Consider the following 21,091-nt stretch of genomic DNA (forward strand, 5'->3'; position numbering starts at 1 on the left):
CCCTTCCGGGTCAACTGACCGCGCACAGTAACGGATCAAGCCCACTACCTGGGCGAATACCCGCACGCCGGTGATAACCTCCCGGCCGAGGTCGCTCCCCCGCCGTCGGGCTTCACGCCCGGTTCACGACCTCGCCCGCGCCTCCCCGAAATCCCCAAGGAGCCTGTATGCCCCGCCCCGACGGGTCGGATTCGAGCTCTCGGATCACCAGGATCGACACCGCACCGCCCAAGAGCAGCAAACCGAACCGCACCGGGTACGTCGTGCTCGGGGTCGCCGGGCTGGTGGTCGCGACCGCGTTCGCCGCCGTCGCCGAACTGGCGGGCCCGGACCCGGCCACGACCGCGGGCGGCACCGGCGGCACGGGTGGCCAGGGCACCTCGCAGGCCGGCCTGCAGACGGTGCCGAACACCCCGTCCCCGTCCGGCCCGTCGACCGTCGGCGCCCCGACGAGCACCTCGGCCACGACGTCGTCGAGCGCCCCGACCACGGTCGTGTCGGTCAGCCCGGACGGCAAGACCACGACGACGCTGGTGACCCAGCCCCCGCCGCCCCCGCGCAGCGACACGGGCGACAACCCGCCACCGGTCACGACGACACCGAAGCCGCCGACGACCACCCCCAAGCCCCCGACGACGACACCCACGACGCCGCCGGCGACCACCCCGACCACGGAACCGCCGACCACGACCACCGGCGGCGGCACGAGCACGGGCGGCGCCCCGACCTCGACGCCGGCCGGCCCGTCGTCCGGCGTGACCGGCAGCAGCACGCGCGCTCAGTAAGCGAAGGCCGTGAAGGCTCCGGCTCCAGCTTCCGCCGCAGCTGGGCCAGGTACACCCGCAGGTAGTGGGACTCCGTCTCGTACGACGGGCCCCACACCTCGTGCAGCAGCTGCTTCTGCGCCACCAGCCGGCCGCGGTTGCGGACCAGCAGCTCCAGCACTCCCCACTCCGTCTTCGTCAGGTGGACTTCCGAGCCGTCGGTGAGGCGGACGCGCTTGGCCGCCAGGTCCACGCTGAACGACGACGTCTCCACCACCGCGTCCGCGCCGTCCGGGCCCGTCACCGCCGAGCGGCGGACCGCCGCGCGGAGCCTCGCCAGGAGCTCGTCCATGCCGAACGGCTTGGTCACGTAGTCGTCCGCGCCTGCGTCGAGGGCCTGGACCTTGTCCGCCGAGTCGCCGCGGGCGGACAGGACGATGATCGGGACCGTCGTCCAGCCGCGCAGGCCCGCGATCACCTCCGTGCCGTCCAGGTCCGGCAGGCCGAGGTCCAGCACCACCACGTCCGGCTTGGTCTCGGCCACCGCCTTCAGCGCGGCCGTGCCGTCGTGCGCGGTGATCACCTTGTAGCCGCGGGCGTTGAGGTTGATCCGCAGTGCCCGCACGATCTGCGGCTCGTCGTCCACCACCAGCACGGTGGCGCCCGGGTCGCTCATCGCACCCCCTCTTCTTCGAACTCGACGCTGAACGCGGGCAGGGAAACCACGATCGTGAGCCCGCCGCCCGGGGTGTCCTCGGCGCGGATCGTGCCGCCCATCGCCTCGGTGAAGCCCTTCGCCACCGACAGCCCGAGCCCGACGCCCGGGGTCGTGTCGCGGTCGCCGCCCAGGCGCTGGAACGGGGCGAACGCCGAGGCCGCCACGCCCTTGCGCAGGCCCTTGCCGTGGTCGACGATCCGCAGCTCCACCTGGCCGGAGTGGGCCGAAGCCCGTGCGGACACCGGTGCGCCGCCGTGCCGGAGCGCGTTGTCCAGCACGTTCGCCACGACCCGTTCCAGCAGGCCGGGGTCGGCCAGCACCGCGGGCAGCTGGTCGTCCACCGCCACCAGCACGTCGTCCGAATCGTCCACATTGGACAGCGCATGCGCGACGACCTCGTCGTACCCCACCGGACGCAGGTGCGGTCGCACCGCGCCAGTGGCCAGGCGCGAGGAGTCCAGCAGGTTGTCGATCAGGCCGGCGAGCCGGTCGGCGGACAGCTCGATGGCCTCCATCAGCTCGGCGGTGTCCTCTTCGGACAGCCGGAGGTCGGGCGCGCGCAGGCTGCCGATGGACGCCTTGATCGACGTCAGCGGCGTCCGCAGGTCGTGCCCGACGGCCGACAGCAACGTCGTGCGCAGCTCGGTCGCCTCCGCCTTGCGCTCGGCGCGCGCCGCCGCGGCCGCCGTGCGCTGCTGGCGCAACGCGAGCAACGCCTGCCCCGCCACGGCTTCCAGCACCCGCCGGTCGGCCGCCGGCAGCGCGCGCCCGCGCAGGGTCAGGTGGACGTCGGCGGTGACGGCGATGTCGACGTCGGCCTCGTCCGGGTCCGCGCACGGCCGCTCCCCGGCGGCCGCCACGCCCTGCCACGCGCCTTCCTGCTTCTCCAGCAGCGTCACCGACGTCAGCCCGAAGTTCTCCCGGACCTTCTCCAGCAGCCGCTCGATCGGGTTCGCGTGGGTCAGCACGGTCCGGGCGTAGGAGGCCAGCAGCGCCGCTTCCGTCCGCGCCCGCGCCGCCTGCGTGGCCCGGCGGGCGGCCTGGTCGACGACCAGCGCGACGAGCACCGCGACCACGACCATCGCGATCAGCGTCACGAGGTTCTGCGGCGTGTGCACGTTGAGCGTGTACAGCGGCGGCGTGAAGAAGAAGTTGAGCAGCCCGGCCCCGAGCACGGCCGCGACCAGCGCCGGGCCGAGGCCGCCGACCAGCGCCACGACGACGGTGGCCAGCACGTAGGAGATGACGTCGGTGGCGAAGTCGAGGCCGCTCGGCACGGCGACGCCGACCAGGGTGACCAGCACCGGCAGCACGACGCTCAGCACCCAGCCCGCGACCAGCCGCGAGAACCCCAGCGGGCTCGCGCCCAGCCGGGCCCGCAGCCGCCCGCCCGCTTCGGAGTGGGTGACCATGTGCACGTCGATCGGCCCCGACCGGCGGACCACCGAAGCGCCGATGCCCTCGTCGAACAAGCGGGCCACGCGGGAGCGCCGCGAGGTGCCGATGACGAGCTGGGTCGCGTTGACGCCGCGGGCGAAGTCCAGCAGCGCGGCCGGGACGTCGTCGCCGACGACGGTGTGGAAGGTCGCGCCCACCTCCTCGGCCAGGGTGCGGCAGCGGGCCATCGCGGTGGGCCCGATGCCGGACAGGCCGTCGCCGCGCAGGATGTGCAGCACCTGCAGCTCGGCGCCGGCCCGGGTGGCGATCCGGCTGGCGCGGCGGATGAGCGTCTCGCTCTCCGCGCCCCCGGTGATCGAGACGACGACGCGTTCGCGCGCCTCCCAGGTGTCGGTGATGCGCTGCTCGGCGCGGTAGCGCTGGAGGGCGACGTCGACCTGGTCGGCGACCCAGAGCAGCGCGAGTTCGCGCAGCGCGGTCAGGTTGCCCGGGCGGAAGTAGTTGCCGAGCGCGGCGTCGATCCGCTCGGCCGGGTAGACGTTGCCGTGCGCAAGCCGGCGCCGCAGCGCCTCCGGCGTGATGTCGACCAGCTCGAGCTGTTCGGCGCGGCGGACGACCTCGTCCGGCACGGTCTCCTGCTGCGTGACGCCGGTGATCCGCTCGACGACGTCGTTGAGGCTCTGCAGGTGCTGCACGTTGACCGTGGACAGCACGTCGATGCCGGCCGCCAGCAGCTCCTCGACGTCCTGCCAGCGCTTGGCGTTGCGCGACCCCGGAACGTTGGTGTGCGCCAGCTCGTCGACGACGGCGACTTCCGGGGCCCGCGCGAGGATCGCGTCGACGTCCATCTCGTCGAACGCGCGGCCGCGGTGTTCGGCGTGCCGCCGCGGGACGATCTCAAGGCCGTCCAGGAGCACCGCGGTCTTCTCGCGGCCGTGGGTCTCCACCAGCCCGACGACGACGTCGGTGCCGCGGTCGGCGCGCCGGCGCGCTTCGCCGAGCATGGCGAAGGTCTTGCCGACGCCCGGAGCCGCGCCGAGGTAGATCCTCAGCTCCCCCCGGCGCGGCTTCTTTGCGGTGGTCACGCTGTCAGTGTGCCCCTCCGGCCGCGGCTCGCACGGCCAAGTTGAGCGGGAGCACATCGACGCCCGGGACGCCGATCCCCGCCCCGCTCGTGTTCTGGTCGACGAGCTGCTTCACCCGGTCCACCGGGAGCCCGGTGTTCCGGGCGACGCGGGCGATCTGGAGGTCGGCGTAGGCGACGCTGATCGCCGGGTCCAGGCCGGAGCCCGACGCGGTCACGGCGTCCGGCGGTACCTGGTCGGGTGACACGCCTTCGCGCTGGGCGATGGCCGCCCGCCGCTCCTGGATCGTCTTCACCAGATCTTCGTTGTACGGGCCCTTGTTGGACGCGCCGGACGTCGACGGGTCGCCGGGGCCGAGCGCGTCCTTCGCCAGCGCCGAGGGCCGGTTGTGGAACCACGGGTCCTTCGCCGGGTCGGCGGGCACCGGGTCGACGCCGATGAGCGACGACCCGACGGCCTGGCCGTTCTGCGTGACGAGCGACCCTTCGGCGTTGCCTTCCAGGCCCGGGATGCGGGCGATCGCCCACACCGCCAGTGGGTAGAGGATCCCGAGCAGGACCGTCATGACGAGCAGGACGCGAAGCCCGGCCCACGTCTGCTTGACGAGCGTGTTCACGAGGAGTCACCCGATTCCAGGGATGAGGCGCACGAGCAGGTCGATCAGCCAGATCCCGAGGAAGGGGCTGACGATCCCGCCGAGGCCGTAGACGAGCAGGTTGCGGCGCAGCAGCGCCGACGCCGATGACGGCTTGTACCGCACGCCGCGCAGGGCCAGCGGGATGAGCACGACGATGATCAGCGCGTTGAAGATGACGGCGGAGAGGATCGCCGACTTCGGGGTGGCCAGGTGCATGATGTTCAGCCCGCCCAGCTGGGCGTAGATGCCGGTGAACATCGCGGGCAGGATGGCGAAGTACTTGGCCAGGTCGTTGGCGACGCTGAACGTGGTCAGCGCGCCGCGGGTGATCAGCAGCTGCTTGCCGATCTCGACGATCTCGATCAGCTTCGTGGGGTCGCTGTCGAGGTCGACCATGTTCCCGGCTTCCTTGGCGGCCGAGGTGCCGGTGTTCATCGCGACGCCGACGTCGGCCTGCGCGAGCGCGGGGGCGTCGTTGGTGCCGTCGCCGGTCATCGCGACCAGCCGGCCACCTTCCTGCTCCTTCTTGATGAGCGCCATCTTGTCTTCGGGCTTGGCCTCGGCGAGGAAGTCGTCGACGCCGGCGTCCGCGGCGATGGCCCGGGCGGTGAGCGGGTTGTCGCCGGTGATCATCACCGTCTTGATGCCCATCGCCCGCAGCTCTTCGAAGCGCTCCTTCATGCCCGGCTTGACGACGTCGGACAGCCGGATCACGCCGCGCACCACGGTGTTCTCGGCGACGACCAGCGGGGTCCCGCCCTGGGCGCTGATCTCGTCGACCACGCGCTCGGTCTCGTCGGGGAACTCGCCGCCGTTGTCGCGCACCCAGGCACGCACGGCGCTGGCCGCGCCCTTCCGGATTCGCCGGTCGCCGATGTCGAGGCCCGACATCCGGGTCTGCGCGGTGAAGGGGACGAATTCGCCGTGCTCGTCCTGGGCCGCGTAGTCCGCGGTCAGCTCGACGACACTGCGGCCTTCGGGGGTCTCGTCGGCGAGGCTGGCCAGCCGGGCGGCCCGCGCGAGTTCGTCCGCGGTGGACGAGCCGACCGGGATCAGCTCGGTGGCCCGCCGGTTGCCGAAGGTGATGGTGCCGGTCTTGTCGAGCAGCAGCGTCGAGACGTCACCCGCGGCCTCGACCGCGCGGCCCGACGTCGCCAGGACGTTGCGCTGCACCAGGCGGTCCATGCCCGCGATGCCGATGGCGCTCAGCAGCGCGCCGATCGTCGTCGGGATCAGGCAGACGAGCAGCGCGGTCAGCACGATCACCGACTGCTCGGACCCGGAGTAGCGGGCCATCGGCTGCAGCGCGACGACGGCGAGCAGGAAGATGATCGTCAGCGTCGAAAGCAGGATCGTCAGCGCGATCTCGTTGGGCGTCTTCTGCCGCGAAGCGCCTTCCACCAACGCGATCATGCGGTCCACGAAGGACTCGCCCGGTTTCGTGGTGATCTTCACGACGATGCGGTCGCTCAGCACCGTCGTACCGCCGGTGACAGCGCTGCGGTCACCGCCCGATTCGCGGATGACCGGGGCGGACTCGCCGGTGATGGCCGACTCGTCGACGGTCGCGATGCCCTCGACGACGTCGCCGTCACCCGGGATCACCTGGCCCGCCTCGACGACGACCCGGTCGCCGATCTTCAGCTCGACCCCGGGCACCTGCTCTTCCGAGCCGGTCGCGGTGAGCCGGCGGGCGACGGTCTCCTTCTTCGACCGCCGCAGGGATTCCGCCTGCGCCTTGCCGCGGCCTTCGGCGACGGCTTCGGCGAGGTTCGCGAAGAGCACCGTGAACCACAGCCAGACGGCGATCAGGATGGTGAACACGCTCGGGTCGGTGATCGCGAAGACCGTGGTGAGCGCGGATCCCACCCACACCACGAACATCACCGGGTTGCCGAGCTGGTGCTTCGGGTTGAGCTTCCGGAAGGCGTCCGGCAGCGACGTCCAGAGCTGGCGCGGGCTGAACACCCCGGCGCCGACCTTGCTCGTGGTTTCCGAGGGGGGAGTCACCTGGGGTCGTTCTTCGGTGACGGTCATGCGAGTGCCTCCGCGATGGGCCCGAGCGCGAGCGCCGGGATGAACGTGAGGGCCGCGACGAGCACCACCGTGCCGGTGAGCATGGTGGCGAACAGCGGGCCGGTGGTGGGCAGCGTGCCCGCGGTTTCGGGCACCTTGCGCTGCGCGGCCAGGGAACCGGCCAGGCAGAGCACGGCGACGATCGGGATGAACCGGCCGATCGCCATGGCGACGCCGAACGAGGACTGGAACCAGTCGTTCGTCGCGGTCAGGCCGCCGAACGCGCTGCCGTTGTTGTTGCCGGTGGAGGCGTAGCCGTAGAGGATTTCGGACAGCCCGTGCGCGCCGCCGTTGCCGAGCGCGCCCGCCGTGTCCGGGAGCAGCAGGGCGATCCCGGAGCCGAGGAGCACTACGGTCGGCATCGCGAGCATGGCGATCGCGGCGCAGGTGACCTCGCGGCGGCCGAGCTTCTTGCCCAGGTACTCCGGGGTGCGCCCGACCATCAGGCCGGCCAGGAACATCGCGATGATCGCCATGACCAGGATCCCGTAGAGCCCGGTGCCGACGCCGCCCGGCGAGATCTCGCCGTAGAGCATGTTCAGCAGCGGTCCCCCGCCGCCGAGCCCGGAAAGGCTGTCGTGAGCGCCGTTGATCGCGCCGGTGGACGTGCCGGTCGTGGTGTCGGCGAAGATCGATGTCAGGCCGATGCCGAACCGCTGTTCCTTGCCCTCCATGCTGGCGCCCGCGGCCTGCGCGGCCGGGTTGTTCGCGTACGCCTCGGAGAACCAGATGATCGCCAGCGAGGCCGCCCAGAGCAGGGTCATCACGCCGAGCAGCACGTACCCCTGCTTGGGCTTGCCGACGAGCTTGCCGAACGCGCGGGTCAGGCTGACCGGGAGCACCAGGATCAGGAACAGCTCGATCAGGTTCGACCAGGCGTTGGGGTTCTCGAACGGGTGCGCGGAGTTGGCGTTGAGGATGCCACCGCCGTTGGTGCCCAGTTCCTTGATCGCTTCCTGGCTCGCGGCCGGGGCGAGGGCGATGGTGCTCCGGCTGCCGTCCGGGTTGGTGACGGCGACGCCGGCCTTGAGGCTCTGCACGACCCCGAGCGCGACCAGCACGAGCGCGAACACGAACGCCATCGGCAGCAGCACGCGGACCGTGCCGCGCGTGAGGTCCACCCAGAAGTTGCCGAGGCGGTCGGTCTTCGCGCGGACGAACCCGCGGGTGACCGCGATCGCCACGGCCAGGCCGACGCCGGCGGAGAGGAAGTTCTGCACGGTGAGCCCGGCCATCTGCACGAAGTGGCCCATCGTCGTCTCGGGGACGTAGGACTGCCAGTTCGTGTTGGTGACGAAGGAGATCGCCGTGTTGAACGCGACGCCGGGGCTCACCGAGCCGCGGCCGAGGTTCCACGGCAGGAGCGGCTGGAGCCGTTGCAGCAGGTAGAGCAGGACGACCGAGACGAACGAGAAGCCGAGCACGCCGGCGGCGTAGGTCGGCCAGCGCTGTTCGGAGTCGGGGTTGACCCGGAAGAGCCGGTAGAGGCCCTTCTCGAGCTTCGAGTGCTTCTCGGTGGAGAAGACGCGCGCCAGGTAGTCGCCGAGCGGTTTGTAGACCGCGGCGAGGGCGGCGAGGAGCAGGCCGAGCTGGATGAGCCCGGCCGTGGTGTCGGACATCAGAATTTCTCCGGCCTGATCAAGGCGACGAACAGGTAGACGAGCAGGCCCAGCGCCAGCAGGCCGCCGACGACGTTGGCCACGGTGCCCGCGCCGCTCACAGCTTTTCCATCCCGCGCAGCGCCAGCGCGAGCACCACGAACACGCCGATCAGCAGGACGGCGTAGAGCAAGTCGGCCACAGGCACCTCTCAAGACGGGTCACCGGGTTCGGTGACCGGACGCCCTCACTGTGCGGCTCCGGGACCCCGTCGCGACCTGCGGCTGATGGCGCCTTGATGCGTTCCTGACGCGCATTTACGCCGTCTTTATGGCCGGTGGCGCCGGTCACGCAAACGTTTGCCGATTAATCACTGTATGCAGTTGGTCAGTGACTCACACCACAACGCGTGACCGAACAAGTGCGGAAAGTGCAATTCGGGCAGACAAGATCTTCAGCCCGTGTTACACCTGTGTTACCGATAGTTGTATCGGCTAAGCAAATCTTTGGGAGAGGGGATCACCTATGTGCGGTATCGCCGGCTGGGTTTCCTACGACGCCGACCTCACCCGCCGCCAGGAAGTGGTCGACGCGATGACCGCGACCATGTCCTGCCGCGGCCCGGACGACGAAGGCACCTGGGTGCGCCGGAACGTCGCGCTCGGCCACCGGCGGCTGGCCATCATCGACCTGCCCGGCGGCCGTCAGCCGATGTCGGTGCACACGCCGAACGGCGACGTCGCGATGGTCTACAGCGGTGAGGCCTACAACTTCACCGAGCTGAAGGAAGAGCTGACGAAGCTCGGCCACCAGTGGGAGACCGACAGCGACACCGAGGTCGTGCTGCACGGCTACCTGCAGTGGGGCGACGCGGTCGTCGACCACCTCAACGGCATGTACGCCTTCGCGATCTGGGACGAGCGCGACGACCGGCTCGTCATGATCCGCGACCGGATGGGCATCAAGCCGTTCTACTACTACCCGACCAAGGACGGCGTCCTGTTCGGCTCCGAGCCGAAGGCCATCCTCGCGAACCCGCTGGCGAAGAAGGTCGTCGACCTCGACGGCTTCCGCGAGCTGGCCGGCTTCACCAAGCGGCCGGGCTGGTCGCTGTGGAAGGACATGGAAGAGGTCCAGCCGGGCACGATCGTCACCGTGTCCCGCGAGGGCATCAAGACCCGCACCTACTGGAAGCTCGACGCGAAGAAGCACACCGACGACCAGGAGACGACGGTCGCGCGCGTGCGCGAGCTGATGACCGACATCGTCAACCGCCAGCTCGTCGCCGACGTCCCCCGGTGCGTGCTGCTCTCCGGCGGGCTCGACTCCAGCGCCGTCACCGGCCTGGCCGCCGCGCGGCTGGCCGAGCAGGGCGAGCAGCTGCGGACGTTCTCCGTCGACTTCTTCGGCCAGGAAGAGAACTTCAAGCCGGACGAGATGCGCGACACGGCGGACTCGCCGTTCGTGCGGGACGTCGCCCAGCTGGTGAACTCCGCGCACGAAGACGTCATGCTCAACCCGGGCGACCTGACCGACCCCGAGGTCCGGCGCGCGGTGCTGCGGGCGCGGGACATCCCGGCGGGCCTCGGCGACATGGACACGTCGCTGTACCTGCTGTTCAAGGCGATCCGCGGCCAGTCGACGGTGGCGCTGTCGGGCGAGTCGGCCGACGAGGTGTTCGGCGGCTACCGCTGGTTCCACGACGAGAAGGCCGTCAACGCGGACACGTTCCCGTGGCTGGCGTTCCGGACGTCGATGATGGACGAGCGCGCGTCGCTGTACACGCCGGAGCTGGTCAAGAGCCTCGACGTCGAGTCCTACGTCGCGGACCAGTACAAGACCGCCGTCGCTTCGGTCGACCACCTCGACGGCGAGTCCGCTCTCGAGGCGCGGATGCGGACCATCTGCAACCTGCACCTGACCCGGTTCGTGCGGATGCTGCTCGACCGCAAGGACCGCGCGTCGATGGCGGTGGGCCTGGAGGTCCGTGTGCCGTTCTGCGACCACCGGCTGGTCGAGTACGTCTACAACACGCCGTGGTCGCTGAAGACGTTCGACGGGCGGGAGAAGAGCCTGCTGCGGCACGCGACCAAGCACGTGCTGCCGGAGTCGGTGGCCCAGCGGGTGAAGAGCCCGTACCCGTCGACGCAGGACCCGGGCTACGCGGCGGCGCTGCAGCAGCAGGTCAAGGAGGTGCTGGCCGAGCCGAAGCACGAGGTGTTCGGCCTGGTGGACCGCGCCTGGGCGCACCGTGCGTCCGAAGTGGACCCGGCGACGATGGACCCGGCCATGCGCATCGGGCTGGACCGGGTGCTCGACTTCTACCACTGGATCGAGATGTACCAGCCGACGCTCGAGCTGTCTTGACCTCAACCGCTCTCGAGGTATGAGACTGGCGGCATGAAGGTGCTGCTGTTCGGCCGCAACCCGGCCACGGTCTCGAGGGTGACGGCGGCGCTGTCCGCGGCGGGTCTCGCCGCGGACGGCGTCGCTTCGGAGGAAGCGGTGCTGTCCCGGCTCGGCGTGGTCGACGCGCTGGTGCTGGGCGCGGGGGTGGTGGGTTCCCTGCGGGAGCGGGTGACGGCGGCGGCGTTGCGGCACGGGGTGCGGTGGGTGCAGGGGCCGCACATCCTGCCTTCCCGCGACGCGCACGAGTACGTGCGGACGGAGATCCTGCCCCGGCTGGTCGTGAGTGATGAGTCGGGTTAGAACCCTACTTATCACTCACGACCGCTGAGCTGGACTTCCGCGCGGACTTCGTCGCCGTCGGTGGTGAGGGCCGCGCCGAGGCCGGCTAGCAGGGATCGGGCGCCGGTGTTGCCGGGGGTCGTCGAGGCGGTGAACCTCGTCGCGTCGGAAGCGCGGGCTTCGGTCAGGAGCAGCCGCGTCACCTCGCGGCCGATTCCGCGGCCGCGGGCGTCGCGGCTCAGCCAGATGCCCGCTTCCACCGCGTCTCCGTGGCGCTCCAGGCGGGCGGCGCCCACCGCGGTCCCGTCGGCGTCGACCACCCACGTGCGTTCCACCGCGGTCGCCGCGTTCAGCGAGCGGCCGCGGTGGAACTCCAGGAACGCCGAGCGGCGCGTCGCGGTCCAGCCGGGCGGGCCGCCGACCGGGGGCATGACGTCGAGCGGGTCCGCTCCCGCGACGGCGGCTTCGAGCAGCCGCGCGAGGGCGGGCTCGTCGAGCGGGGTCAGGGTGATCACTCCCGAATTCTGCCCGGGCGCGCCAGTGGTTTTCAGCGCCGGATCTCGCTCAGCTTCACCGGGCGCCGTTCGCGGCGGGAGACCTCGCACGCCTCCGCGATGTAGAACGCCTCCAGTGCGTCCGCCGCGCCGCAGGGCGACGGCGCCCGGCCGGCCACGACGTCCAGGAACGCCCGCAGCTCCGTCGTGTACGCCGGGCGGAAGCGCTCCATGAACCCCGGGTACGCCGGGCCCGGCAGCGGGGCCACCCCCGGCTCCACCGAGCGCAGCGGGGCCCGGTCGTCCAGGCCGACGACCACGCCCGAAACCGAGCCCAGCACGTCCAGGCGGACGTCGTAGCCCGCGCCGTTGTAGCGGGTCAGGGACACCGTCGCCAGGGTGCCGTCGTCCAGGGTCAGCGTCGCCGCCGCCGTGTCGACGTCGCCCGCGTCCACGAAGAAGCGCTCGCCGCGGTTGGCGCCGATCGCGTACACCTCCTCGACCTCGCGGCCGCTGACCCAGCGGATGATGTCGAAGTCGTGGACGCCGCAGTCGCGGAACAGGCCACCCGAATGCGCCACGTACTCCGCCGGCGGGGGTGCCGGGTCGAACGTCGTCGCCCGCAGTGTGTGCAGCCAGCCCAGCTCGCCCGACGCCACCGCCGCCCGCGCCGCCGCGTAGCCCGCGTCGAAGCGGCGCTGGAAGCCGATCTGGACCGCGACGTCCGACGCGCCGATGCGGTCGATGACTGCGAGGGTGCCCGGGATGTCCGCGGCCACCGGCTTTTCGCAGAACACCGGGAGGCCCGCGTCGACCGCCGCGATGATCAGGCCCGGGTGCGCGTCGGTGGCCGCCGTGACGACCAGGCCGTCGAGCCCCGCGGTGAACAGCTCGTCGAGGGTAGCCGCCTCGACGCCCAGCTTCGCGGCGGCCGACTGCGCCCGCACGGCGTCGACGTCGGCCACGACGACCGACTCGACCTCGTCGAAGCCCTTCAGCGTCTCCGCGTGCGCGGTGCCGATCCGGCCGGTGCCCGCCAGTCCCAACCTCATCGTTCTGTTCCTCCTGTCGCAGAAATCTCGGCGGTGGTCGCGCGGACCACCAGTGACGGGTGCAGCAGGTGCCGGACCGGCTCCGTGCGCTCCCCGCGGACGCGCTCGAGCAAGGCGTCGAAGGCCAGCCGCCCCATTTCGGTGCGAGGCTGGTCCACCGTGGTCAAGGAAAGGTGCCGCAGCGCGGCCAGCGACGTGTTGTCGTAGCCGACCACCGAGACGTCTTCCGGCACCCGCAGCCCGGCCTCTTCCAACGCCGAAATGGCGCCGACGGCGTTGAAGTCGTTGCCCGCCACCAGACCGGTCGGCAGCTCGGCCCGCGAGTACGTCGCCAGCAGCTCCCGCACGGACTTCTCGCCCGCTGTGTCGGTGTGCTCGCTGCGCACGACGACCGGCTCCAGCCCGTGGCGCCGCATGGCCGCCTCGAAGCCGCGGCGGCGCTGGGCCGCGCCCGCCGCTCCGCCGCCGTCGAGGTGCGCGATGCGCCGGTGCCCGAGCCCGACGAGGTGGTCGACGGCCAGCGCGGAGCCCGCCTCGCCGTCGTCGTTCACGGTGTCCACTGTGGACGCCCGGATCGTGCGCGAGACCAGCACGACCGGGCACTGCTTGGCCGCGACCTGGATCGACGCCGCCGGGACGACCGGCGAGAGCAGGATGATCCCGGCCGGGCGGAAGGAAAGCAGGTTGTGCAGGGCGTTCCACTCGCGCGTCGGACTGCGGCCGCCGGTGTTGAGGATCAGGTCGAAGCCCGCGGCCTGCGCGGCCGCGTCCAATCCCTCGACGACGTCGGCGAAGAACGCGTTGCGCAGGTCGTTCACCATCACGCCGAGCACGGTGGACGTCCGGCTGGCCAGCGACCGCGCCATCACGTGCGGCTGGTAGCCCAGCTCCTCGGCCGCGCGCAGGACGGCCGCGCGCCGGGCGTCGGAGACCTTCGGCGAATTCCGCATCACCAGCGACACCAGCGCGCGGGAAACGCCCGCCCGCGCGGCGACGTCCTCCATCGTCGGACGCACGCGGCACCTCCCCTGATCACCGGAAACTCGGCCTTGACTTGCTGTGACGGACGCTACAAGATTAGAGCGCTCTAATCAATAGAGCGCTCCAACGGACCACCGGAGGCCCCTTGTGACAGCGACGATCCGAGTAGCCGCCGCGCCGATCTCCTGGGGTGTCTGCGAAGTCCCGGGCTGGGGCCGGGTGCTGGACGCGGCGACCGTGCTCGGCGAGATGGCGGAGCTCGGCGTGCAGGCGACCGAACTCGGCCCGCCCGGGTACCTCCCCCGCGACCCGGCCGAGCTCCGGGAACTGCTCGGGTCGCACGGCCTCCGGCTCGTCGGCGGCTTCCTCGCCGTCGTCCTGCACGAAAACCAGGAGCACGCCCTCGAGGAAGCCGAAGAATCCGCCGCGCTGTTCGCCGCGTGCGGCGGTGACGTCCTCGTGCTCGCGGCCGCGACCGGGCTCGACGGCTACGACGAACGCCCGGAGCTCACCGCCGCCGAATGGGCGACGCTCGTCGAAACCGCGGGCAAGGTCCGCGACATCGCCGCCGCCCACGGCCTGCGCACCGTGCTGCACCCGCACGTCGGGACGCACGTGGAGCAGCAGGCCGAGGTCGAGCGCTTCCTCGCCGACTCCGATCTCGGCTTGTGCCTCGACACCGGGCACCTGATGATCGGCGGGACGGATCCGGTCGAGCTGGCGAAGCGGTATCCCGAGCGGGTGGGGCACGTGCACCTGAAGGACGTCCGGGCGGACCTGGCGGCCGAGGTCCGCGCGGGACGGCTCGGCTACACCGACGCGGTCGGGCGGGGCATCTACACCCCGCTCGGGGAGGGGGACGTGGACGTGGCGTCGATGGTGCGCTCCGTCCAGGCCGCGGGGTACGACGGCTGGTACGTCCTCGAACAGGACACCGCCCTCGGCGAGGGGAGCCTCGACGACGTACCCCGGCGCGACACCGGGCGCAGCCTGGCCCACCTCGCGAAGATCACCGACTCCCTGTAATCCCCCTGGTCCCAAAGGAGTGACTGTGTTCTCAATCAAGAAGCTGGCCGGTGTGGCGGCGATCGCCGCCGCCGGGCTCGTCCTGTCCGCGTGCAGCGGCCCGTCCGCCGACAACTCGAGCAGCAGCGCCGGCGGCAGTCCGACGGCGGCGGCCCCGAGCTCGAGCGGCCCGTTCAAGGTCGCCGTGGTCACCCACGGCACCGCGGGCGACGCCTTCTGGAACGTCGTGAAGAACGGCGCCGAGCAGGCGGGCAAGGACCTGAACGTCGGCGTCGACTACTTCGCCGACGGCGACCCCGGCAACCAGGCCCGGCTGATCGACAACGCGGTCGCGCAGAAGGTCGGCGGCCTGGTGGTTTCGATGGCGAACCCCCAAGCCCTGCAGACGTCGATCCAGAACGCGGTCAAGGCCGGCATCCCGGTCGTCACCATCAACTCCGGCGAGGACTCCAGCGCGGCGTTCGGCGCGATCGCGCACGTCGGGCAGAGCGAAGGCCTCGCGGGCCAGGGCGCCGGGCAGCGCCTCAAGGCGGCGGGCAAGACGAAGCTGCTGTGCGTCATCCACGAAGCCGGCAACATCGGCCAGAACCAGCGCTGCGACGGCGCGAAGCAGACCTTCGGCACCGTCTCCACCCTGCAGGTCGACATCTCCAACCCGACCGACGCGCAGGCCCGGATCCGCGGCGCGCTGCAGTCCGACCCGTCGATCGACGCCGTGCTGGCGCTGAACTCGCAGGTCGCGGCCCGCGCGGTGGACGCGGCCAAGGAAGCGAGCTCCAAGGCGCAGGTGGCGACCTTCGACCTGAACGCCGACGTCGTCGCGGCCATCAAGGCCGGCACGATCCTCTTCGCCGTCGACCAGCAGCAGTACGAGCAGGGCTACCTGCCGATCGTGTTCCTCAAGCTGTACAAGGAAAACGGCAACACCATCGGCGGTGGCAAGCCGGTGCAGACCGGCCCGGGCTTCGTCGACAAGACGAACATCGACACCGTGGCCCCGTACGCGGAGCGCGGCACGCGATGACCGCGGCGATACAGGCCCACCCCGACGAACGTGTGGGGAAGAAGAGCCTGACCGACCGGCTGGTGGTGCGCCCGGAGATCGGCGCGCTGCTCGGCGCCGTGCTCGTGTTCGTCTTCTTCTCCGTCGTCACCGGCCAGTTCCTCAGCCCGCTGGGCGTGGCCACCTGGCTCGACGACTCCTCGACGCTGGGCATCATGGCCGTCGTGGTCGCGCTGCTCATGGTCGGCGGCGAGTTCGACCTCTCGGCCGGCGTCATGACGGCGTCGACGTCGCTGGTCACGGCGATCCTGGCGACGCAGGCGGGCTGGAACGTCTGGCTCGCGCTGCTGGTTTCGCTCCTCTTCGCCCTCGGGGTCGGCGCTTTCAACGGCTGGCTGGTGATGAAGACCGGGCTGCCGAGCTTCATCGTGACGCTGGGGTCGTTCCTGGCGCTGCAGGGGCTCAACCTCGGTGTGACGCGGCTGGTCACCAACACCGTCCAGGTGTCGGGGATGCGCTCGACCAGCGGCTACGAGTCCGCCGGCGGGCTGTTCGCGTCGACGTTCAGCATCGGCGGCACCGAGTTCCAGTCGTCGATCGTCTGGTGGATCGTCGTCACGGCGGTCGCGGCGGTCCTGCTCATGCGCACCCGCTTCGGCAACTGGATCTTCGCCGTCGGCGGGTCGCAGGTGTCGGCCCGCTCGGTCGGCGTGCCGGTGGTGCGCACGAAGATCCTGCTGTTCATGGGCACCGCGCTCGGCGCGTGGCTGGTCGGCTCGATCAACATCCTGCGCTTCGCCAGCGTGCAGGCGAACCAGGGCATCGGGCTGGAGTTCCAGTACATCATCGCCGCGGTGATCGGCGGCTGCCTGCTCACCGGCGGGTACGGCTCGGCGGTGGGCGCGGCGATCGGCGCGCTGATCTTCGGCATGGCGCGCCAGGGCATTGTGTTCGCGCAGTGGAACAGCGACTGGTTCATGCTGTTCCTCGGCATCATGCTGCTGGCCGCGGTCCTGGTGAACAACGCCTTCCGGCGCCGCGCGGAAAGGGTACGCCGATGAGTCCGCTCCTCGAAGTCCGCGACATCGGGAAGACCTACGGCAGCGTGATCGCGCTGCGCGAAGTGTCCACTGTGGTCAACGCGGGTGAGGTCACCTGCGTGCTCGGCGACAACGGCGCCGGGAAGTCCACGCTGATCAAGATCCTGGCCGGGGTGCACCAGCACGACCAGGGCGAGTTCCTCGTCGAGGGTGAGCCCGTGCGGTTCGCTTCGCCGCGCGAGGCGCTGGACAGCGGCATCGCGACCGTGTACCAGGACCTCGCCGTGGTGCCGCTGATGAGCGTCTGGCGGAACTTCTTCCTCGGCTCGGAGCCGCGGGTCGGCTTCGGCCCCTTCCAGTTCCTGGACCGGAAGAAGGGCCGGGAGACGACGAAGCAGGCGTTGTCCGACATGGGCATCGACCTGCGGGACGTCGAGCAGCCGGTCGGGACGCTCTCGGGCGGCGAGCGCCAGTGCGTCGCGATCGCGCGGGCGGTGTACTTCGGCGCGAAGGTGCTGATCCTCGACGAGCCGACCGCCGCGCTCGGCGTCAAGCAGGCCGGGGTGGTGCTCAAGTACGTCGCCCAGGCGCGGGACCGCGGGCTGGGCGTCGTGCTGATCACGCACAACCCGCACCACGCCTTCCCCGTCGCCGACCGGTTCCTGCTGCTCAAACGCGGTGCGCCGCTCGGGTCGTACGAGAAGGCGGACATCGACATCAACGAGCTGACCCGGCAGATGGCGGGCGGGGCGGAGCTGGAAGCCCTCGAACACGAGCTGCGGCAGGTGGAGAAGGCGTGAGTCTCGAAGCGCTGACGATCGGCCGGGTGGGCGTCGACCTCTACCCCGAGCAGAGCGGTGTCCCCCTGGCCGGCGTCAGCACGTTCGCCAAGTCGCTCGGCGGCACCGCGACCAACGTCGCGGTCGCCGCCGCGCGGCTCGGCCGGCGCACGGCCGTGCTGACCAAGGTCGGCCCGGACGGCTTCGGCGACTACGTCCGCCAAGCCCTCGAAGGCTTCGGCGTGTCCCCGGCGCACGTGGGCACTTCGCCGGACCTGCAGACGCCGGTGGTGTTCTGCGAGCTCAACCCGCCCGCGGACCCGCCGCTGCTGTTCTACCGGTCCCCCATCGCCCCCGACCTCACGCTCACCGACGACGACGTGCCGTGGGACGTCGTCACGTCGGTGCCGCTGCTGTGGGTCACCGGCACCGGCGTGTCCACCGAACCGGCCCGGACGACCCAGCGGAAGATCCTCGAAACCCGGGGCCGCCGCGAGCACACCGTGCTGGACCTGGACTACCGGCCGATGTTCTGGCCGTCGGTGGCGGAAGCGCGGGAAGAGATCGGCGCCCTGCTCGACCACGTCACGGTCGCGGTCGGCAACCGCGCCGAGGTGGAGGTCGCCGTCGGCACCGCGGACCCGGACGCCGCCGCGGACCGGATGCTCGCCCGCGGGCTGCGGCTCGCGGTGATCAAGAAGGGCGCGGACGGCGTGCTCGTGGCCACGCCCGACGGGCGCTGGACCGTGCCACCGCAACGCGTCGAGGTCGTCTGCGGGCTCGGCGCCGGCGACGGCTTCGGCGGCGCCCTCGTCCACGGGCTGCTGTCGGGCTGGGACCCGGTCCGGATCGCCGGGTACGCGAACGCGGCGGGTGCGCTGGTGGCGTCCCGGCTCGCCTGCGCCGACGCCATGCCGACCGCGGCGGAGATCGAGGAGCTGCTGTGATCCGCGGCCCCGCCATGGGCCACACCCGGCTCGGCAGAGACGCCGGGGCCGCCGCAAAGGTACTGGAGGACGTGAAGTGAGCAAGCTGCACCGTCCACTCGGGACGCTGTCCGACGACACCGACCCGGTCCGGCTCACCCCGGACAGCGCGGGCTGGACCTACACCGGGCTGCGGGTGCTTTCCCTGGCGCCCGGCGAGGTCCGGGTCCTGCACACCGGCGAGTCCGAGGCCTTCGTGCTGCCCCTGGCCGGGTCCGCGACGGTCCGGGTCGACGGCCAGGTCTTCGAACTCCGAGGCCGCGAGTCGGTGTTCACGCGCGTGACGGACTTCGTCTACGTGCCCCGTGACGCCGAAGCCGAGTTGTCGACGACCACAGGGCTCACGGTCGCGTTGCCGATGGCTCGCTGCACCCGGCGGCTGACCGCGAAGTACGGGCCCGCCGAGGAAGTTCCCGTCGAGGTCCGCGGGGCCGGCCAGGCGACCCGGCAGGTGACCAACTTCGGCGTGCCCGGCGTCTGGGACCACGCCGACAAGCTCAACGCGTGCGAGCTGATCACGCCGGGCGGCAACTGGTCGTCGTACCCGCCGCACAAGCACGACGAAGCCACCGAGTGCGAAGTGGTGAACGAAGAGATCTACTACTTCCGCATCGCCGGCCGCGACGGCGTGACGCCGTCCCGCGAGGGTTTCGGCCTGCACCGGACCTACACCGCCGACGGCGACCTGGACGAGGACGTCGCCGTGCGCGACCACGACGTCTTCCTGATCCCGCGCGGCTACCACGGTCCGTGCGTCGCCGCGCCCGGCTACCCGATGTACTACCTGAACGTCCTGGCCGGGCCCGCCGAGGAGCGGTCGATGGCGTTCTGCGACGACCCCGCGCACGGCTGGGTCCGCGACACGTGGGCGGCGCAGGACCTCGACCCCCGCTGCCCGGTGACGAGCCACGAAGGACGAGTGAAGTGAAGCTGACGACGGCGCAGGCTCTGGTCCGCTGGCTGCTCGCGCAGCGCTCGGAAACCCTGGACGGCGCGGAAGTGCCGCTGTTCCCCGGCGTGTTCGCGATCTTCGGGCACGGCAACGTGCTCGGCCTCGGCACGGCTCTCGAAGAGCACCGCGGTGAGATCCCGGTCTGGCGCGGGCACACCGAGCAGGGCATGGCCCTGGCCGCGGTCGGGCTGGCGAAGGCCACGCACCGGCGGCAGGTCGGCGTCGCGACGTCGTCGATCGGGCCGGGCGCGCTGAACATGGTCACCGCGGCCGGGGTCGCGCACGCGAACCGGCTGCCGGTGCTGCTGCTGCCGGGCGACACGTTCACCGGCCGCGCGCCGGACCCGGTGCTGCAGCAGATCGAGCCGTTCGGCGACGGGACCGCGACGGTGAACGACGCCTTCCGCGCGGTCTCGCGCTACTTCGACCGGATCACCAGGCCCGAGCAGCTGATCTCGACGTTGCCGCAGGTCGCGCGGGTGCTCACGGACCCGGCGGACAGCGGGCCGGTGGTGCTCGCGCTGCCGCAGGACGTCCAGGCGGAGGCGTACGACTTCCCGGACGCGCTGTTCGCCCCGGTCACGCACCGGCCGCCGCGCCCGCGCCCGGACCGGCGGTCGGTCACCGAGGCGGCAGGCGTCCTGCGGGCGTCCCGCCGCCCGCTGCTGGTGCTCGGCGGCGGCGTCCGGTACTCGGGTGCCGCCCGGAGCGCCCTCAGCTTCGCGGAGCGGCACGGGATCCCCGTCGTGGAGACCACGGCGGGCCGCACGCTGGTGCCGCACGACCACCCGCTGCACGCGGGACCGCTGGGCATCACCGGCTCGTCGTCGGCGAACGTCCTCGCGGCCGAAGCGGACGTGGTGCTGGCCGCCGGCACGCGGCTGCAGGACTTCACGACGGCGTCGTGGACGGTGTTCTCCCCCGACGTCCGCCTGGTCTCGCTCAACGCGGCCCGCTTCGACGCGGTCAAGCACGGGGCCCTGCCGGTGACCGGGGACGCCGACGCGGGCCTGGCGGACCTCGCCGCCCAGCTCGAAAGCTGGCGGGTGGACCCCGCGTGGACCGCGCGGGCGGCCACCGAACGCGCGGCCTGGGACGGGCACGTCGACGCGCTGCGGTCGGCCGCCGCGGAAGTTCCGTCGTACGCCCAGGTCGTCGGGGTGGTGAACGACCTCTCGGCGGCCGGCGACTACGTCATGACGGCGTCCGGCGGCCTGCCGGGCGAGCTGCTCGGCGGCTGGCGCGGGTCCGGCTCGGTGTCGATGGACGTCGAGTACGGGTTCTCGTGCATGGGGTACGAGCTGTCCGGCGCGTGGGGCGCGGCGATCGCGTGGCCCGGCCTGGTGACCACGCTCCTGGGCGACGGCTCGTACCTGATGCTGAACTCGGAGCTGTTCTCGGCGGCGTTCGCCGGGCACCCGTTCGTCGCCGTCGTCTGCGACAACGACGGCTACGCGGTGATCGCCCGGCTCCAGCAGGGCCAGGGCGGGAAGCCGTTCAACAACTTCTACGCCGACTGCACGACTTCCCACGCTTCGCCGCCCCGGGTGGACTTCGCGCGGCACGCGGAGTCACTGGGCTGCCTGGTGTTCGAGGCGTCCACAGTGGACTCCCTGCGCACGGCGTACGCGTCCGCCCGGGAGGCGTCGGTGGCCGAGCGGCGCCCGGCGGTGGTCGTGGTGAGGACGCAGCCGTCGGCGTGGACGGAAGCCGGGGCCTGGTGGGAGGTCGGCGTGCCGGAGCACCTGGCGGGCCGGGACGAGTACGAGCGGGTCAAGCCGGCGCAGGTGCGCTACCTGAAGTCCTGAGCCGGG

At 71.5% G+C, this 21,091-nt stretch carries 18 protein-coding genes and 1 pseudogene; 9 read left to right on the forward strand and 10 right to left on the reverse strand.

The genetic code is table 11. The features are described from left to right. Positions 1 to 112: 112 nt before the first annotated feature. The 7 genes and pseudogenes from SD460_RS40405 to kdpF all read right to left on the reverse strand — a co-directional run bounded on the left by SD460_RS40405 (position 113) and on the right by kdpF (position 8,398). Positions 113 to 625 carry a hypothetical protein gene (locus SD460_RS40405; RefSeq protein ID WP_290049894.1) on the reverse strand — a complete coding sequence of 171 codons (513 nt, stop codon included), beginning with the start codon at positions 623 to 625 and terminating at the stop codon, positions 113 to 115. 164 nt (positions 626 to 789) lie between these two features. Then, a pseudogene (locus SD460_RS40410) lies at positions 790 to 1,440 on the reverse strand (response regulator); the annotation flags it as partial. Then, positions 1,437 to 3,965: a sensor histidine kinase gene (locus SD460_RS40415; protein WP_318307536.1), complete on the reverse strand. Its 2,529-nt coding sequence runs from the start codon at positions 3,963 to 3,965 to the stop codon at positions 1,437 to 1,439. The pseudogene SD460_RS40410 and the gene SD460_RS40415, both read right to left, overlap by 4 nt. A 4-nt stretch (positions 3,966 to 3,969) precedes the next feature. Continuing rightward, positions 3,970 to 4,581: a potassium-transporting ATPase subunit C gene (locus tag SD460_RS40420; RefSeq protein ID WP_290049891.1), complete on the reverse strand. Its 612-nt coding sequence runs from the start codon at positions 4,579 to 4,581 to the stop codon at positions 3,970 to 3,972. A 6-nt stretch (positions 4,582 to 4,587) separates the two neighbouring features. Next, positions 4,588 to 6,639 carry a potassium-transporting ATPase subunit KdpB gene (gene kdpB, locus SD460_RS40425; RefSeq protein ID WP_290049889.1) on the reverse strand — a complete coding sequence of 684 codons (2,052 nt, stop codon included), beginning with the start codon at positions 6,637 to 6,639 and terminating at the stop codon, positions 4,588 to 4,590. Next, positions 6,636 to 8,297 (reverse strand): potassium-transporting ATPase subunit KdpA, encoded by a 1,662-nt coding sequence (gene kdpA / locus SD460_RS40430; RefSeq protein ID WP_290049888.1) that lies wholly within the window; start codon positions 8,295 to 8,297, stop codon positions 6,636 to 6,638. The genes kdpB and kdpA overlap by 4 nt, the downstream gene beginning before the upstream one ends. Continuing rightward, complete coding sequence (kdpF, locus tag SD460_RS40435) at positions 8,297 to 8,398, reverse strand: K(+)-transporting ATPase subunit F (protein ID WP_247062298.1); 102 nt, start codon at positions 8,396 to 8,398, stop codon at positions 8,297 to 8,299. The genes kdpA and kdpF overlap by 1 nt, the downstream gene beginning before the upstream one ends. A gap of 403 nt (positions 8,399 to 8,801) precedes the next feature. Between kdpF and asnB the strand changes: the two genes are divergently transcribed. After that, positions 8,802 to 10,643 (forward strand): asparagine synthase (glutamine-hydrolyzing), encoded by a 1,842-nt coding sequence (gene asnB / locus SD460_RS40440; RefSeq protein ID WP_290049885.1) that lies wholly within the window; start codon positions 8,802 to 8,804, stop codon positions 10,641 to 10,643. Positions 10,644 to 10,676: 33 nt separating this feature from the next. Continuing rightward, complete coding sequence (locus SD460_RS40445; RefSeq protein ID WP_290049883.1) at positions 10,677 to 10,985, forward strand: hypothetical protein; 309 nt, start codon at positions 10,677 to 10,679, stop codon at positions 10,983 to 10,985. An 11-nt stretch (positions 10,986 to 10,996) separates the two neighbouring features. Here SD460_RS40445 and SD460_RS40450 read toward each other — a convergent pair whose 3' ends face one another. Genes SD460_RS40450 through SD460_RS40460 form a run of 3 tightly spaced genes read right to left on the reverse strand, consistent with a single transcriptional unit; the run spans position 10,997 to position 13,514 of the window. After that, the gene (locus SD460_RS40450; protein ID WP_290049882.1) at positions 10,997 to 11,479 is read right to left on the reverse strand and encodes a GNAT family N-acetyltransferase; all 483 of its coding nucleotides are present in this window, start codon (positions 11,477 to 11,479) and stop codon (positions 10,997 to 10,999) included. A 32-nt stretch (positions 11,480 to 11,511) separates the two neighbouring features. Continuing rightward, a complete protein-coding gene (locus tag SD460_RS40455) occupies positions 11,512 to 12,510 on the reverse strand; it encodes a Gfo/Idh/MocA family protein (RefSeq protein WP_290049881.1) in 999 nt (332 codons plus the stop codon). After that, positions 12,507 to 13,514 (reverse strand): LacI family DNA-binding transcriptional regulator, encoded by a 1,008-nt coding sequence (locus tag SD460_RS40460; RefSeq protein ID WP_290050004.1) that lies wholly within the window; start codon positions 13,512 to 13,514, stop codon positions 12,507 to 12,509. Before SD460_RS40460 ends, SD460_RS40455 begins: the two co-directional genes overlap by 4 nt. A 124-nt stretch (positions 13,515 to 13,638) precedes the next feature. On the opposite strand from SD460_RS40460, the gene SD460_RS40465 reads away from it, so the two are divergent. The 7 genes from SD460_RS40465 to iolD all read left to right on the forward strand — a co-directional run bounded on the left by SD460_RS40465 (position 13,639) and on the right by iolD (position 21,085). Next, positions 13,639 to 14,517: a TIM barrel protein gene (locus tag SD460_RS40465; RefSeq protein WP_290049879.1), complete on the forward strand. Its 879-nt coding sequence runs from the start codon at positions 13,639 to 13,641 to the stop codon at positions 14,515 to 14,517. Between the two features lie 25 nt (positions 14,518 to 14,542). Further along, entirely contained in the window at positions 14,543 to 15,541 is a 999-nt protein-coding gene (locus SD460_RS40470; RefSeq protein WP_290049878.1) for a sugar ABC transporter substrate-binding protein, read from the forward strand. Further along, positions 15,538 to 16,581 carry an ABC transporter permease gene (locus SD460_RS40475; RefSeq protein WP_290049876.1) on the forward strand — a complete coding sequence of 348 codons (1,044 nt, stop codon included), beginning with the start codon at positions 15,538 to 15,540 and terminating at the stop codon, positions 16,579 to 16,581. The genes SD460_RS40470 and SD460_RS40475 overlap by 4 nt, the downstream gene beginning before the upstream one ends. Continuing rightward, positions 16,578 to 17,360, forward strand: coding sequence for an ATP-binding cassette domain-containing protein (locus SD460_RS40480; RefSeq protein ID WP_290049874.1), 783 nt, complete (start codon positions 16,578 to 16,580; stop codon positions 17,358 to 17,360). The genes SD460_RS40475 and SD460_RS40480 overlap by 4 nt, the downstream gene beginning before the upstream one ends. Then, entirely contained in the window at positions 17,357 to 18,286 is a 930-nt protein-coding gene (iolC, locus tag SD460_RS40485; protein WP_318307537.1) for a 5-dehydro-2-deoxygluconokinase, read from the forward strand. The genes SD460_RS40480 and iolC overlap by 4 nt, the downstream gene beginning before the upstream one ends. 76 nt (positions 18,287 to 18,362) lie before the next feature. Continuing rightward, positions 18,363 to 19,253: a 5-deoxy-glucuronate isomerase gene (gene iolB, locus SD460_RS40490; protein WP_290049873.1), complete on the forward strand. Its 891-nt coding sequence runs from the start codon at positions 18,363 to 18,365 to the stop codon at positions 19,251 to 19,253. Beyond that, positions 19,250 to 21,085 (forward strand): 3D-(3,5/4)-trihydroxycyclohexane-1,2-dione acylhydrolase (decyclizing), encoded by a 1,836-nt coding sequence (iolD, locus tag SD460_RS40495; protein WP_290049871.1) that lies wholly within the window; start codon positions 19,250 to 19,252, stop codon positions 21,083 to 21,085. The genes iolB and iolD overlap by 4 nt, the downstream gene beginning before the upstream one ends. Positions 21,086 to 21,091: the final 6 nt, after the last annotated feature.

This window comes from Amycolatopsis solani (assembly GCF_033441515.1).
Classification (GTDB): Bacteria; Actinomycetota; Actinomycetes; order Mycobacteriales; family Pseudonocardiaceae; genus Amycolatopsis; species Amycolatopsis solani.